Source organism: Tatumella saanichensis, from assembly GCF_000439375.1.
Taxonomy (GTDB): Bacteria; Pseudomonadota; Gammaproteobacteria; order Enterobacterales; family Enterobacteriaceae; genus Tatumella; species Tatumella saanichensis.
This window is the reverse complement of sequence record NZ_ATMI01000055.1, coordinates 1-14,476: the sequence shown is the minus strand read 5'-3', so window position 1 is coordinate 14,476 and position 14,476 is coordinate 1. Positions and strand designations below refer to the sequence as shown.

The window sequence follows — 14,476 nt, the reverse complement described above, 5'->3', positions numbered from 1 at the left end:
TTTCTGATGCCATCCCCGCAGGAGAGAATATGGATAAGGACTTACAACAATTAAGCGTCCAGGCTGGGCAGTTACTATTGTCTGCCGGGGCTACTGTCCCCACCGCCGAGTCATGCACCGGTGGCTGGATAGCCAAGGTGCTGACAGATATCAGCGGCAGCTCTGCTTGGTTTGAGCAAGGGTTTGTTACCTACAGTAATGCAGCAAAAATGCAGATGCTGGGTGTCAAAGCTGAGACTCTGTCCCAACAAGGTGCGGTCAGCGAAGCGACAGTGCGCGAAATGGCGTGGGGGGCACAGACACATGCCCCGGCAGATTACGCCATTGCCGTCAGTGGTATTGCCGGCCCAGGGGGAGGCAGTGAGGAAAAGCCCGTTGGAACCGTATGGTTTGGTTTTGCCTTTCCTGGCGGCGAGCTTAGCGCGGCACAGCGTGTATTCAGCGGCGATCGCGATGCCGTTCGACGTCAGGCGGTGAGGTTTGCCCTGCAAACACTCTGCGAGCACATTGCTCAAAAATAAACTTGATACTGTATGATTATACAGTATAATCATTGTCCATAGTAACAGAGAAGACAATCAAATTTGCCTGGCTAATCCGGCATAATCAGGAGTGGAAATGGCGATCGACGAAAACAAACAGAAGGCTTTAGCCGCAGCGCTGGGGCAGATTGAAAAGCAATTCGGTAAAGGCTCCATCATGCGTCTGGGTGAAGACCGCACTATGGATGTTGAAACCATTTCTACCGGTTCTCTGTCGCTGGATATTGCCTTAGGTGCCGGCGGACTGCCGATGGGCCGTATCGTTGAAATTTATGGGCCTGAATCCTCCGGTAAAACGACACTGACGTTGCAGGTGATTGCTGCTGCACAGCGTAAAGGCAAAACCTGTGCTTTTATCGATGCAGAGCACGCACTGGACCCTATCTATGCCAAGAAGTTAGGTGTGGATATTGATAACCTGCTGTGTTCTCAGCCAGACACCGGTGAGCAGGCGCTGGAAATCTGTGATGCTCTGGGGCGCTCAGGGGCTGTCGATGTGATCATCGTTGACTCCGTGGCGGCTCTGACACCGAAAGCGGAAATCGAAGGTGAAATCGGTGACTCTCATATGGGACTGGCGGCACGTATGATGAGCCAGGCGATGCGTAAGCTGGCCGGTAACCTGAAACAGTCCAATACTCTGCTGATCTTTATTAACCAGATCCGTATGAAAATCGGGGTGATGTTCGGTAACCCAGAAACTACGACTGGGGGTAACGCCCTGAAGTTCTATGCCTCCGTCCGTTTGGATATTCGTCGTATCGGTGCGATCAAAGAAGGGGACAATGTCGTGGGCAGTGAAACCCGCGTCAAAGTGGTGAAGAACAAGATTGCGGCGCCGTTTAAGCAAGCTGAGTTCCAGATCATGTACGGCGAGGGGATTAACTTCTACGGGGAGCTGGTTGACCTGGGGGTTAAGCACAAACTCATTGAGAAAGCCGGTGCTTGGTATAGCTATAACGGTGACAAAATCGGTCAGGGTAAAGCCAATGCCAGTAACTATCTGCGTGATAACCCGCAGGCTGCGACTGAAATCGAACAGAAGCTGCGTGACATGTTACTGAGCGGAACCACCGAAGAGAAAACCGCTGCCACCAAAGGTGAAGAAGCCTTTGATGCTGCCGGAGATGAAAAACAGGAATTCTAATCCCGGTCTTACTGAGACTGCGGTGAATAAACGGGAGCTGACCTTAGGGTCACTCCCGTTTTTTGTTTTTTTTGTTGTGATACGGTAAAACAGGGATTGATATGGAAACCCTAAGCCGCAAAAAGGAGCGACATGCTTTTTTCAGAGACTGAGCGCCGTCCCTCATTCACCTTGTTACTTGATCGTGCTATGCGTCTGTTAGCACAACGTGACCATTCCGCCTATGAACTCAGCCAGAAAATTCGACTCTCTCTAAAGCGCAGTGAGCAGCGTAATGGCGAGGAAATCCCCCTTGATGAAGACGCATTAGAGCAGGTCATTAACCACTGCCAGCAAAATGGCTGGCTTGATGATCAGCGTTTTGCCGAGCGTTTTATTGTCAGCCGCAGCCGTAATGGTTACGGACCGCAGCGTATTCAGCAAGACTTACAACAGAAAGGGCTGGAACGCGAGGTTATCCGCCAGGCACTGGCAGAGGCGGGAATAGACTGGCCGCTACAAGCAGCGGAAGTGGTAACCAAAAAGTACGGTGAAAATGGACCGGCAGATATTAAAGAAAAGGCGAAAGCGCAGCGTTTTTTACACTCTAGAGGCTTTATGCTGGCAGATATTCGTACTGTTTTAGCAAATTTTGACCACTGAGCCATAATCAGGTTTTACTTCCCTGTGAAGAAAACTTATCTTATTCCCACTTTGTGTTCCTCTGTCACGGGCCGCTACCGTCAATCGCGGGCCCCCGACTTTACCGGAACATCCGTTAGCGTGATACCAGGACAATTATGAGCAAGAGTACTGCTGAGATCCGTCAAGCGTTTCTCGATTTCTTTCATGGCAAGGGACACCAGGTTGTAGCCAGCAGCTCCCTCGTACCAAACAATGACCCGACGTTGCTGTTCACTAACGCCGGGATGAACCAGTTCAAAGATGTTTTCCTTGGACAGGATAAGCGCAGTTACCACCGGGCCACGACTTCTCAGCGTTGTGTGCGTGCCGGCGGTAAACACAATGATCTGGAAAACGTCGGTTATACCGCACGTCACCACACTTTCTTTGAAATGCTGGGTAACTTCAGCTTTGGCGACTACTTTAAGTCTGACGCCATCGCCTACGCTTGGGAATTATTGACCGGAGAGCAGTGGTTTAACCTGCCGAAAGAGCGCCTGTGGGTGACGGTCTATGAAACCGATGATGAAGCGTACAACATCTGGGCGAACGATATCGGTATTCCTGCTGAACGGATTATCCGTATCGGTGATAACAAAGGAAGTGCTTACGCCTCTGATAACTTCTGGCAGATGGGGGATACCGGTCCTTGCGGCCCGTGCAGCGAAATTTTCTATGATCACGGTGACCATATTTGGGGCGGTCCTCCGGGCAGTCCGGAAGAGGACGGTGACCGTTATATCGAGATCTGGAACATCGTCTTTATGCAGTTTAACCGCCAACCAGACGGCACCATGCTGCCACTACCTAAACCGTCAGTGGATACAGGTATGGGTCTGGAGCGTATTAGTGCGGTACTGCAGCACGTTAACTCTAACTATGAAATCGACCTGTTCCGTGATCTAATTGTCTCGGTCGCTAAAGTGATTGGCACCGAGGATCTGACCAGTAAATCCCTGCGGGTGATTGCCGATCATATCCGGTCCTGTGCATTCCTGATTGCCGACGGTGTTATTCCTTCTAACGAAAACCGCGGTTATGTGCTGCGCCGCATTATCCGTCGCGCGGTGCGTCACGGTAACATGCTGGGCGCCAAAGAAAGCTTCTTCTATAAGCTGGTGCAACCGTTGATCGACGTAATGGATATTGCCGGTGATGAACTGCGTAAACAGAAAGAACATGTTGAAGCGGTACTGAAAACCGAAGAAGAACAGTTTGCCAAAACGCTGGAGCGTGGACTGGCGCTGCTGGACGAGGAACTGAATGCGCTGCAAGGGGATACCTTGAACGGCGAAACGGTTTTCCGTCTGTATGATACTTTCGGTTTCCCAGCAGATTTAACCGCTGATGTGTGCCGTGAGCGTGACATTAAAATCGATGAAGCCGGTTTTGAAGCTGCCATGGAAGCACAGCGTCAGCGTGCCCGTGAGGCCAGTGGTTTCAGTGCTGACTATAACAACCTGATCCGTGTTGACAGTGAATCTGCCTTTAGCGGCTATGATGCCCTACAGGCACAGTCAAAGGTCACAGCGATCTTCGTTGAAGGCCAATCCGTGGATACCCTGAACGCCGGTCAGCAGGCAGTGGTGATCCTTGATAATACTCCGTTCTACGGTGAGTCCGGTGGTCAGGTTGGTGATACCGGTACCCTGACGGCTTCAGGTGTGAGCTTTACCGTGACGGATACTCAGAAATACGGTCAGGCAAACGGCCATAAAGGTGTTCTAGAAAGCGGTACCTTACGCGTCGGGGATAGCTTAGCGGCCAAGGTGGATGAACAACGTCGTGCCCGTATCCGTTTGAATCACTCTGCCACTCACTTGCTGCATGCGGCCTTACGTGAAGTACTGGGTGATCATGTCGCACAGAAAGGCTCACTGGTTAACGATAAATACCTGCGTTTCGATTTCTCGCACAGCGAAGCGGTCAAACCAGAGCAACTTCGTCGCGTCAACGAGATCGTCAACGCACAGATCCGCCGTAACTTGGCCATTGAGACCGATATCATGGATATCGAGGCGGCTAAAGCCAGTGGCGCGATGGCGCTGTTTGGCGAGAAGTATGACCAGAAGGTGCGTGTACTGACTATGGGCGATTTCTCTGTAGAGCTGTGCGGCGGTACCCATGCCAGTCGCACGGGGGATATCGGTCTATTCCGTATAACCTCTGAATCAGGGACTGCCGCGGGGGTACGTCGTATTGAAGCAGTTACCGGCGAAGCTGCACTGCAAACGTTGTTCGCCCAAGATGATCAGCTACATGAGATTGCTCATCAGGTGAAAGCAAACAGTAGTAACCTGAATGACAAAGTTCGGATGCTGGTAGAGCAGGTGCGGTCTCTGGAAAAAGAACTCCAGAATCTGCAGGATCAGCAAGCGGCCCAGGCCAGCAGTTCTCTGGCTTCTAAGGCGATTGAGGTCAAAGGTGTGCGTCTGCTGGTCAGTGAACTACCTAACACTGAACCTAAGCTGTTACGGACTATGGTGGATGATCTGAAAAATCAGCTAGGTTCTGCCATCATTGTGCTGGGAACCAGCAGTGAAGGGAAAGTCTCTTTGATTGCCGGGGTCACGAAAGATTTAACAGACAGGGTGAAAGCAGGGGAGCTGATTGGGGCCATTGCCAGTCAGGTCGGCGGTAAAGGCGGCGGTCGTCCGGATATGGCTCAGGCCGGTGGCACCGAGCCTGCAGCGCTTCCTGCGGCACTTGCCGGGGTTGAAGCCTTGGTCAGTGCTAAGTTGTAATGAACTAAAACAAGCCATCGGTAAGGGCGCTCAGGGGATTCCTGGGCGCTTTTTACACGAAGCACTACCAATAATGATAAAGTCAGGGTGTAATGGTTTATTTCGGCTAAACTAACTATTAGCGAAATGTATTGGCAAAATGACTGAATTTTGTGTATCAGTCGTAGTCAATAGATGTATTGCGATATACGATGGATTCGCCGGGAGCCTGAAAAGACCCGACTCTTTTAATCTTTCAAGGAGCAAAGAATGCTTATTCTAACTCGTCGAGTTGGTGAAACCCTCATGATTGGTGATGAGGTGACGGTCACAGTTTTAGGTGTGAAAGGGAATCAGGTGCGGATAGGCGTTAATGCTCCAAAAGAGGTATCTGTTCATCGCGAAGAGATCTACCAGCGTATTCAGGCAGAAAAAACGCAGCAGTCAGACTACTAACAAATTCAGCGCCTCGTTTTTAACGAGGCGCGTCTCTTTTTGTTCCACCGTTTCCCCCTTACACTCGAGCTTTTTTAGGCTCTTCGCTGTTGAATAATCACTCTTTTTGTTGTTTTAACACCCTGATTGGTGATGAAGTGTTCAAGCGAACAATTTTCCGAAATAAAGTGTTTGACTTATAAGTGGGGGAAAGTAATATGTGCGCCAACGCAGCGACGAAGAGCAACGCAAAGCTCTGAATCAAGCGGGAAGTAAAGTAACACAATGGTGAGGTGGCCGAGAGGCTGAAGGCGCTCCCCTGCTAAGGGAGTATGCGGTCAAAAGCTGCATCGAGGGTTCGAATCCCTCCCTCACCGCCATTTTACGTTGCATCCGTAGCTCAGCTGGATAGAGTACTCGGCTACGAACCGAGCGGTCGGAGGTTCGAATCCTCCCGGATGCACCATACGTAACAGGGTAACGTTATTTTACAGAGATGTGATATCAGCACTTAGCATTATACAAGAATTCCAAAATGCATCCGTAGCTCAGCTGGATAGAGTACTCGGCTACGAACCGAGCGGTCGGAGGTTCGAATCCTCCCGGATGCACCATTCTCGTGTAGTTTCTCAGGTTGTACCATCCATCATTTTTTTCCGATGCATCCGTAGCTCAGCTGGATAGAGTACTCGGCTACGAACCGAGCGGTCGGAGGTTCGAATCCTCCCGGATGCACCATCCCTACAGTACCTCAGTATCAACATGTTTTCCGATGCATCCGTAGCTCAGCTGGATAGAGTACTCGGCTACGAACCGAGCGGTCGGAGGTTCGAATCCTCCCGGATGCACCATCCCTGATTATCTCACGCATTCTCCTATATTAGTCACTTCTCTGACTGATCCTGCGGCCATCAATCCTTTTTTGCTTTTATCCTTTCTTTGCACATCCCATTGGTCTTGCTAACTTTACTGCATAGCGGTTCTGTGCTCCTAGGCTCCGCCAGCATTGGTTGTCTGGTTACGATCCCTGTTACCTACAATCATCATACTGAAAGTTTTGCTTTTTTTGGCATAGCCCAGTGGTAAATCGTCTTTATCACTTCCAGAGGGGACTATTAATGTTTTCTGTCACTTTACGGGGGAGTGCTCCTACGTGGACTTCCAGTCACTGCACGGCAAGTCGGGCGGTTACTGCGCAAAGCCTGTGATAGGCTAACTGGATGGCGGAATAATTTGCAACATCAGACTGTTAGCCCGAGACCGGCCGCATTTACGGTTTACTTATGACGGCGACAAGCCTTAGACATTAATATAAAGTAACGTCTTAACAGTATCGTTGCGGCCTGTCCTGTACGATCATGGGAACGATGCCATTCGTTGTCCTATATTGTTGGATGACTGCAGGAGACCTAGGCAATACAGTCTGGGCTAACGGTTATGCTCTGCGGGCAAAAGCAGGGCAAGGATTACCCGCTACACTGTATCTGACGACTGAAGGACGCAGTAGTGGAATAGGTCTCCTTGCCGAATGTGGCATTTTCGTTTTTCGTCATAAAGGGTTCGTTGTTACACTGGAACCGTCATGAGAATTATAAGATCTATTATCACCGTGGGAGGTGACAGTGATACCTGATGTATCTGAAGCATTGAGCTGGCTGGAGAAGCACCCCGAAGCACTTAACGGCATTGGGCGCGGGATTGAGCGAGAAACATTGCGGGTTCAACCTAACGGCCATCTGTCGACGCAGGGGCATCCACAGGCGCTCGGTTCGGCACTGACCCACGAGTGGATTATTACTGATTTTGCTGAATCGCTGATGGAATTTGTCACCCCGGTAGACCGAGACATTCGCCATTTACTAGCCTTCCTACGGGATATTCACCGCCATGTCAGCCGCTCGATCGGTGACGAACGGTTATGGCCGTTCAGCATGCCTTGCATTATTCGTGAACCACAGGATATCACCCTAGCACAATATGGCAGCTCCAATATCGGGAGGATGAAAACCGTCTACCGTGAAGGGCTGAAACACCGCTACGGTTCTCTGATGCAGGTGATTTCCGGCCTGCATTACAATTTCTCCCTGCCGGAAACTTTCTGGCAAGCACGCTTGGGTATTGAAAACAGTACTCAGGGTAAACAACAGATTTCTGCCGGTTACCTGCAGCTCATCCGTAACTATTACCGCTTTGGCTGGATCATTCCTTATCTGTTTGGTGCTTCGCCAGCGATCTGTGAGAGTTTTCTGCCACAGGGTAAAGACTCACTGCCGCTGGAAAGTAATGGCAAAGGGACCTGGTGGCTACCTTATGCCACTTCACTGCGCCTCAGTGATTTAGGATATACCAACAAGTCGCAGAGTGGGCTGGGGATGACCTTTAACTCTTTGGACGGTTATGTTACCGCCCTGAAAAAAGCCATTAAAACTCCCTCTGAAGAGTATGCTCAGATGGGAGAATTTGATAAAAACGGTAAGCGTATTCAGCTCAACACCAACGTGCTGCAGATTGAGAACGAACTCTATGCACCGATCCGCCCGAAAAGGGTGATCCGTTCTGGTGAGGCCCCTTCAGAGGCCCTAAGCCGAGGCGGTATTGAGTATATCGAAGTCCGGTCACTGGACGTTAACCCGTTTACCCCGATCGGTATTAATGAAGAGCAGGTCCGCTTCTTGGATATGTTCTTGATCTGGTGTGCCCTAGCAGAGGCACCGGAGATGAGTGCGGAAGCCTTAGCCTGTGCCAAAGATAACTGGAACCGGGTAGTGACGGAGGGACGCAAACCAGGTCTTGAATTGAGTGACGGTTGCAGCGAGACACAGTACCCGTTGAAACAGATTGCTGGGCAGATTTTTGATGGACTTAAGCGTATTGCTGTGGTGATGGACAGTCAGCATGCAGACAATGCCTATCAGCAGGTCTGTGAGGATCTGCTACAGTCTGTTGATAACCCGCAGTTGACTTACTCCGGACGTATTCTGGACACGATGCAACAGCAGGGGATTGCCACAGCAGGTCGCTTACTGGCAGAAGAGTATCGGCAGATGCTGGCTGCGGAGCCTCTAGAAGTGTTGACTGACGCTCAGCTTGAAGAGCAGGCACTGGCATCGGTTGCGGCTCAGCAAGCGATTGAGGCGGCTGATACGTTGGATTTCGAAAGTTATCTGGCGGGCCGTAAGGGCTAGAAAAAGAAAAGGCCACATCACTGTGGCCGAATAAACATCTCTGTTGTCAGGGATGATGATAACAAATGCGCGTCTTTCATAGATTCAGACTCGCACCTGACAGAAAAGTTTCACTGAATACGAAAATTTTTTAAAAAAGAGGTAATCATATGCCATTGCTGGATAGTTTTACTGTTGATCATACCCGTATGGCAGCGCCTGCTGTCCGTGTTGCGAAAACCATGAACACACCACACGGCGATACCATCACGGTATTTGACCTGCGTTTCTGCATTCCTAACAAAGAAGTCATGTCAGAACGCGGCACCCATACCCTGGAGCATCTGTTTGCTGGGTTTATGCGTAATCACTTGAACGGTGACGGCGTTGAAATCATCGATATCTCGCCAATGGGCTGCCGTACCGGTTTCTACATGAGCCTGATTGGTACCCCTTCAGAGCAACGTGTGGCTGACTCTTGGAAAGCGGCGATGGAAGATGTGCTGAAAGTAACAGACCAGCGCAAAATTCCAGAGCTGAACGAATTCCAATGCGGGACCTACCATATGCACTCTCTGGAAGAGGCACAGCAAATTGCCCGTAACATCATTACCCGTGATGTTACTGTTAACCATAACGACGAGCTTGCGCTGCCGCCAGAAACGTTGAAAGAACTGCATATCTAGCTACACTGGCAGTCTGATGCAGAGAACAACGCCCGCAGCGCTGCTGTTGGGCGTTTTTTTATGGGGATAATTTGTCGAGTGGCTAATAAAAACCCCAGTCAGTGCCGGGGTCAGAAGTCAGTTTTAGTCACTGATTAGTGCAGGGACGATCCCAGCGAGGTAGGCGGGGTAATGCGCGTCTGTTTGACCATATTGTCCTGCACATCAAGAATATCGATGGCATAGTGGTCGATCTGTACTCGCGTATTCACTTCCGGGATCTCTTCGAGGGCTTCGAGAAGCATGCCATTAATGGTCCGAGCTCCGTCTTCCGGTAAATGCCAGTTAAAGGCTTTGTTAATCTCGCGGATATTCGCGCTACCATCGATCAGCACTGAACCGTCAGTCTGCGGCATGACCTCTTCGGCTAATGAAGGCGACATTGAGGTCGTAAAGTCACCGACGATCTCCTCAAGGATATCTTCGATAGTCACCAGACCACGGATATCACCATATTCATCGACCACCAAGCCGGCTTTCTTCTTATTACGTTGAAACTTCACCAATTGTAGGTTCAGCGCGGTGCCTTGCGGAATATAATAAATTTCGTCAGCAGCACGCAGCAGGTTCTCTTTGGTGAACTCCTTCTTTTCATTCATCATCCGCCAAGCTTCACGTACCCGCAGCATGCCTACGGTGTCATCCAAGTTATCGCGGAACAGCACAATTCGGCCATGGGGCGAGTGAGTTAGCTGCCGGATAATCGATTTCCAGTCATCATTGACGTTAATCCCGACAATTTCATTACGCGGAACCATTATGTCATCGACAGTCACCTTTTCCAGGTCCAGCACAGACAGCAGCATATCTTGGTTACGACGTGACATCAGCGAGCGTGATTCATGAACGATGGTCCGTAATTCCTCTTTGCTCAATGCCGAGTTGACTGCACCGTTGGTTTTGATACCCACCATACGCATCAGTACGCGGGTAATGGTGTTTAGCAGCCAAACGACCGGCATCATAATGACTTGTAGAGGAGCCAGCAAAAAACTGCTGGGATAAGCGACTTTTTCCGGATAGAGGGCAGCAATGGTTTTTGGCAACACTTCGGCAAACACTAATACCACAAAGGTCAAGATCCCAGTAGCAATCGCCACCCCGGCATTACCGTACAGACGGATACCCACGATAGTGGCCAGTGAGGAGGCCAGAATATTCACGAGGTTATTACCGATCAGCACCAAACTAATCAGGCGATCAGGTTTGGCCAGTAACTTTTCTACTCGTTTTGCCGCACGGTTACCCTGTTTGGCATTATGACGCAGTTTGTAGCGGTTTAAAGTCATCATGCCGGTTTCTGAGCCGGCAAACCAGCCGGAAACCAATACCATCAGGACCAGAATAATAATAAGCGTACTGGTTGAAACATGTTCCAACGCGCAATTTCCTTGTATTTATTGTTAACGTGTCAGCAGGTGTTGTAAAACCCGGCTGCCAAAGTAGGCCATGGTCAGCAGCACAGCGCCGCTACAGTTAAACCAGACCACACGGCGACCGCGCCAGCCTTCCCGGTAATGTCCCCACAACAGAACGATGTAGACGAACCAGGCAAGCAGCGAAAGTATGGCTTTATCGATATTTTCAGCGGAAAACAGGTCATGCAGATAGAACATGCCACTGCACAGTACCAAGGTGAGTAATACCGCTCCCACTTGGGTGATATGGAACATTTTACGCTCCAGTACCATCAGCGGTGGCATATCCTGACTAAAGGCCAGCTTCTTATTTTTCAGCTGATAATCGATCCATGCCAATTGCAAGGCATATAACGCCGCGATGATAAGCGTAGCATAGGCAAAAAGGGCGAGGCCAATATGTAGCAAAATTCCTGGGGTCGTTTCCAAGTGAGTAAGAAACGCGTCAGGGACAAAGGTCGCCAATGCCAAATTGATCAGAGCAAAGGCATACACAAACGGCAGCAACAGCCAGCCACGATTGCGTGAGGCAACGATTGTCATCACAGCACTGATCATCAGGCTGACCAGCGACCCAGTATTTAGCAGGCTGAAGGTCTGCTCAGAACTAAGGACAAACATACGCTGCTCAATGGCAACACCATGAGAAATCAGCGCAATGATCGCAGAAATCATTGCCAGCCGCCGCCAGCCGCTGGCCCGGGTTAACAGGCTGGGAATGATTAAAGCGAGACTAAGTGAATAGGCAAATAACGCCAAAATCGCAAAAGCTGACATAGAGGGTTCGTGTGAGTCATCGTTTAGTGTACAGAAAGCCAGTATAGCGCCCGCGATGGGGTGCGTAAAACGATCTGATGGTCAATTGCAGAGATCGCTGGCGCTTCATGTTATACTGGCCGGTAAATGTCGCACAGGCGGCTTCGCTATATTTTCTGAGTGAAAGGTAATGTTTGATAATTTAACCGATCGTTTGTCGCAAACACTGCGCAATATCAGCGGCCGCGGAAGGCTGACAGAAGACAATATTAAAGACACTCTGCGTGAAGTGCGCATGGCGTTACTGGAGGCGGATGTTGCGCTGCCGGTCGTGCGTGAGTTTATCTCCCGAGTCAAAGAGAGCGCTGTCGGTCACGACGTGAACAAGAGCCTGACTCCGGGCCAGGAATTTATCAAAATCGTCCGTGATGAATTGGTCGCAGCGATGGGGGCGGAGAACAACACCCTCAACTTGGCGGCACAGCCACCGGCAGTGGTACTAATGGCCGGTCTGCAGGGGGCGGGTAAAACCACCAGTGTCGGTAAACTCGGTAAGTTCCTCCGCGAAAAGCACAAGAAAAAAGTGCTGGTCGTCTCTGCTGACGTCTATCGTCCAGCGGCAATTAAACAGTTGGAAACCTTGGCTGAGCAGGTCGGTGTGGACTTCTGTCCGTCCGATATCAGCCAGAAACCGGTACAGATCGTACAAAATGCTTTAAATGAAGCCCGTCTCAAATTCTATGACGTGTTGTTAGTCGATACCGCTGGTCGTCTGCACGTCGATGACGCGATGATGGACGAGATCAAAGAGGTCCATGCGGCGATCAATCCGGTAGAAACCCTGTTCGTGGTCGATGCGATGACCGGTCAGGATGCGGCTAACACCGCGAAAGCCTTTAACGAAGCCTTACCGCTGACCGGGGTGATCTTGACCAAAGTCGACGGTGATGCCCGCGGTGGTGCGGCGCTGTCTATCCGCCATATTACCGGTAAACCAATCAAGTTTATGGGGATGGGTGAGAAGACTGACGCACTGGAAGCTTTCTACCCAGATCGTATTGCTTCCCGAATCTTGGGTATGGGCGACATGTTGTCCCTTATCGAAGATATCGAAAGTAAAGTCGACCGCGATCAGGCTGAGAAACTGGCCAAGAAACTGAAAACCGGTGATGGCTTTGATCTCAATGACTTCCTGCAGCAGCTGAAGCAGATGCGTGACATGGGTGGCATGGCCAGCCTGATGGGTAAACTGCCGGGGATGGGCCAGCTACCGGACAACGTAAAATCGCAGATGGACGATAAAGTCCTGGTGCGCATGGAGGCGATCATCAACTCCATGACCCGTAAAGAACGGGAAAAACCAGAAATTATCAAAGGTTCCCGTAAGCGCCGTATCGCCACCGGTTGTGGCATGCAGGTGCAGGATGTCAATCGTCTGCTTAAACAGTTCGACGATATGCAGCGGATGATGAAAAAGATGAAGAAGGGCGGCATGGCTAAGATGATGCGTGGCATGAAAGGCATGATGCCGCCAGGATTTCCTGGCCGTTAAGCCGGAATAATGAAAAGCCTGAAAGCGATATGAGTTAACGGTTGCTTTTTGCGCCAAAATGAGTAAAATTTTCGGGCTTTTTATATTGCACCCGGGCCCCGTTCCTCGATGGGGCCCGGTTGTTTTATTAACTAAAGAGGATGTTATGGTAACAATTCGTTTGGCACGTCACGGCGCTAAAAAGCGTCCATTCTATCAGGTTGTCGTTACTGACAGCCGTAGCGCGCGTAATGGTCGTTTCATTGAGCGTGTTGGTTTCTTCAACCCAGTTGCATCTGGTCAGGCTGAAGCACTGCGTCTGGACCTGGATCGCATCGAGCATTGGGTTGGCTTAGGCGCAACCGTTTCTGACCGCGTTAACGCGCTGGTTAAAGAAGCAAAAAAAGCAGCTTAATCTGTCACGGTGGCGAACATGAGCATGACCGGAAAATCTACCGCACAACCTCCGATTGATTCGCTGGTATTAGGAAAAATGGGAGCGGCTTACGGTATTCGTGGTTGGCTCAAAGTGTTTTCTTCCACTGAAGACGCTGAGCGCATCTTTGATTACCAACCTTGGTTTATTCAGCGTGCCGGTAAATGGCAGCAGATTGAGCTAGAAGGCTGGAAAAATCATAATCAGGACATGATTATCAAAGTCAAAGGCATTGATGATCGTGATGCTGCGGCACAGTTGACCAACTGCGAAATCGTGGTTGATCAAACGCAGCTGCCGACACTGGAAGACGGTGACTACTACTGGAAAGACCTTATTGGTTGCCAGGTAGTCAGTGTTGACGGGTACGCGATGGGTAAAGTCATTGATATGATGGAAACTGGATCGAACGACGTTATGGTCGTTAAGGCAAACCTGAAAGATGCTTTTGGCGCTAAAGAGCGGTTAATCCCGTTTCTTTATGAACAGGTTATCAGAAAAGTCGATCTCACTACTGGCACAATTGAAGTAGATTGGGATCCTGGTTTTTGATCTCCGGACATAACGGTAAACCAACGGCGAACGCGATGTGGATTGGTGTGATTAGCCTGTTTCCAGAGATGTTTCGTGCGATTACCGATTTCGGGGTAACTGGCCGGGCTGTAAAAAACGGTCTGCTCAGCATTCAGTGTTGGTCTCCTAGAGACTTCACACACGACAGACATCGTACTGTCGACGACCGCCCCTACGGTGGTGGGCCGGGAATGTTGATGATGGTTCAACCCTTACGGGATGCCATCCATGCAGCGAAAGCAGCGGCAGGTGAAGGCGCTAAGGGGATTTATCTGTCACCTCAGGGACGCAAACTCGACCAACAAGGGGTTTGCGAATTAGCAGCTGATCAGAAGTTGATTCTGGTGTGTGGTCGCTATGAAG

General features: G+C 50.3%; 13 protein-coding genes and 5 tRNA genes. 16 read left to right on the top strand and 2 right to left on the bottom strand.

Annotation, left to right across the window (positions count from 1 at the left end; translation table 11 throughout):
- The first annotated feature begins 29 nt into the window (after positions 1–29).
- The 12 genes from pncC to luxS all read left to right on the top strand — a co-directional run bounded on the left by pncC (position 30) and on the right by luxS (position 9,360).
- Positions 30–521, top strand: coding sequence for a nicotinamide-nucleotide amidase (gene pncC / locus DW47_RS0115715; protein ID WP_029687383.1), 492 nt, complete (start codon positions 30–32; stop codon positions 519–521).
- 97 nt (positions 522–618) lie between these two features.
- Entirely contained in the window at positions 619–1,689 is a 1,071-nt protein-coding gene (recA, locus tag DW47_RS0115710; RefSeq protein WP_029687382.1) for a recombinase RecA, read from the top strand.
- A gap of 132 nt (positions 1,690–1,821) precedes the next feature.
- Positions 1,822–2,331: a regulatory protein RecX gene (locus tag DW47_RS0115705; RefSeq protein ID WP_029687381.1), complete on the top strand. Its 510-nt coding sequence runs from the start codon at positions 1,822–1,824 to the stop codon at positions 2,329–2,331.
- Between the two features lie 137 nt (positions 2,332–2,468).
- Positions 2,469–5,096, top strand: a complete 2,628-nt coding sequence (gene alaS / locus DW47_RS0115700; RefSeq protein WP_029687380.1) for an alanine--tRNA ligase — start codon at positions 2,469–2,471, stop codon at positions 5,094–5,096.
- Positions 5,097–5,345: 249 nt separating this feature from the next.
- Positions 5,346–5,531, top strand: coding sequence for a carbon storage regulator CsrA (gene csrA / locus DW47_RS0115695; RefSeq protein WP_029687379.1), 186 nt, complete (start codon positions 5,346–5,348; stop codon positions 5,529–5,531).
- Positions 5,532–5,797: 266 nt separating this feature from the next.
- Positions 5,798–5,890 (top strand) — tRNA-Ser (locus DW47_RS0115690).
- Positions 5,891–5,899: 9 nt separating this feature from the next.
- A tRNA-Arg gene (locus DW47_RS0115685) sits at positions 5,900–5,976 on the top strand.
- Positions 5,977–6,047: 71 nt separating this feature from the next.
- Positions 6,048–6,124, top strand: a tRNA-Arg gene (locus tag DW47_RS0115680).
- A 47-nt stretch (positions 6,125–6,171) separates the two neighbouring features.
- Positions 6,172–6,248, top strand: a tRNA-Arg gene (locus DW47_RS0115675).
- A gap of 36 nt (positions 6,249–6,284) precedes the next feature.
- Positions 6,285–6,361: transfer RNA gene (locus tag DW47_RS0115670), tRNA-Arg, on the top strand.
- A 771-nt stretch (positions 6,362–7,132) separates the two neighbouring features.
- The gene (gshA, locus tag DW47_RS0115665; RefSeq protein WP_029687378.1) at positions 7,133–8,695 is read left to right on the top strand and encodes a glutamate--cysteine ligase; all 1,563 of its coding nucleotides are present in this window, start codon (positions 7,133–7,135) and stop codon (positions 8,693–8,695) included.
- A gap of 149 nt (positions 8,696–8,844) precedes the next feature.
- Positions 8,845–9,360, top strand: a complete 516-nt coding sequence (luxS, locus tag DW47_RS0115660) for an S-ribosylhomocysteine lyase (RefSeq protein WP_029687377.1) — start codon at positions 8,845–8,847, stop codon at positions 9,358–9,360.
- 134 nt (positions 9,361–9,494) lie between these two features.
- Here the strand turns inward: luxS and DW47_RS0115655 are convergent, their stop codons facing one another.
- Complete coding sequence (locus DW47_RS0115655) at positions 9,495–10,778, bottom strand: HlyC/CorC family transporter (protein WP_029687376.1); 1,284 nt, start codon at positions 10,776–10,778, stop codon at positions 9,495–9,497.
- A gap of 24 nt (positions 10,779–10,802) precedes the next feature.
- Positions 10,803–11,594 (bottom strand): cytochrome C assembly family protein, encoded by a 792-nt coding sequence (locus DW47_RS0115650; RefSeq protein ID WP_029687375.1) that lies wholly within the window; start codon positions 11,592–11,594, stop codon positions 10,803–10,805.
- Positions 11,595–11,763: 169 nt separating this feature from the next.
- Between DW47_RS0115650 and ffh the strand changes: the two genes are divergently transcribed.
- The 4 genes from ffh to DW47_RS0115630 all read left to right on the top strand — a co-directional run.
- The gene (ffh, locus tag DW47_RS0115645) at positions 11,764–13,125 is read left to right on the top strand and encodes a signal recognition particle protein (RefSeq protein WP_029687373.1); all 1,362 of its coding nucleotides are present in this window, start codon (positions 11,764–11,766) and stop codon (positions 13,123–13,125) included.
- A gap of 145 nt (positions 13,126–13,270) precedes the next feature.
- Positions 13,271–13,519: a 30S ribosomal protein S16 gene (gene rpsP, locus DW47_RS0115640; protein ID WP_029687372.1), complete on the top strand. Its 249-nt coding sequence runs from the start codon at positions 13,271–13,273 to the stop codon at positions 13,517–13,519.
- A gap of 24 nt (positions 13,520–13,543) precedes the next feature.
- A complete protein-coding gene (gene rimM / locus DW47_RS0115635) occupies positions 13,544–14,092 on the top strand; it encodes a ribosome maturation factor RimM (RefSeq protein ID WP_029687370.1) in 549 nt (182 codons plus the stop codon).
- 35 nt (positions 14,093–14,127) lie between these two features.
- Positions 14,128–14,476, top strand: a 349-nt coding sequence (locus DW47_RS0115630) for a tRNA (guanine-N1)-methyltransferase (protein WP_029687369.1), incomplete at its 3' end; no start/stop codon positions are given.

Excerpts from the sequence above, each read along its gene's own strand:
- pncC (WP_029687383.1), top strand. The coding sequence starts at position 30 with ATGGATAAGGACTTACAACAATTAAGCGTCCAGGCTGGGCAGTTACTA.
- recA (WP_029687382.1), top strand. The coding sequence starts at position 619 with ATGGCGATCGACGAAAACAAACAGAAGGCTTTAGCCGCAGCGCTGGGG.
- DW47_RS0115705 (WP_029687381.1), top strand. The coding sequence starts at position 1,822 with ATGCTTTTTTCAGAGACTGAGCGCCGTCCCTCATTCACCTTGTTACTT.
- alaS (WP_029687380.1), top strand. The coding sequence starts at position 2,469 with ATGAGCAAGAGTACTGCTGAGATCCGTCAAGCGTTTCTCGATTTCTTT.
- csrA (WP_029687379.1), top strand. The coding sequence starts at position 5,346 with ATGCTTATTCTAACTCGTCGAGTTGGTGAAACCCTCATGATTGGTGAT.
- luxS (WP_029687377.1), top strand. The coding sequence starts at position 8,845 with ATGCCATTGCTGGATAGTTTTACTGTTGATCATACCCGTATGGCAGCG.
- DW47_RS0115650 (WP_029687375.1), bottom strand. The coding sequence starts at position 11,594 with ATGTCAGCTTTTGCGATTTTGGCGTTATTTGCCTATTCACTTAGTCTC.
- ffh (WP_029687373.1), top strand. The coding sequence starts at position 11,764 with ATGTTTGATAATTTAACCGATCGTTTGTCGCAAACACTGCGCAATATC.
- rpsP (WP_029687372.1), top strand. The coding sequence starts at position 13,271 with ATGGTAACAATTCGTTTGGCACGTCACGGCGCTAAAAAGCGTCCATTC.
- rimM (WP_029687370.1), top strand. The coding sequence starts at position 13,544 with ATGACCGGAAAATCTACCGCACAACCTCCGATTGATTCGCTGGTATTA.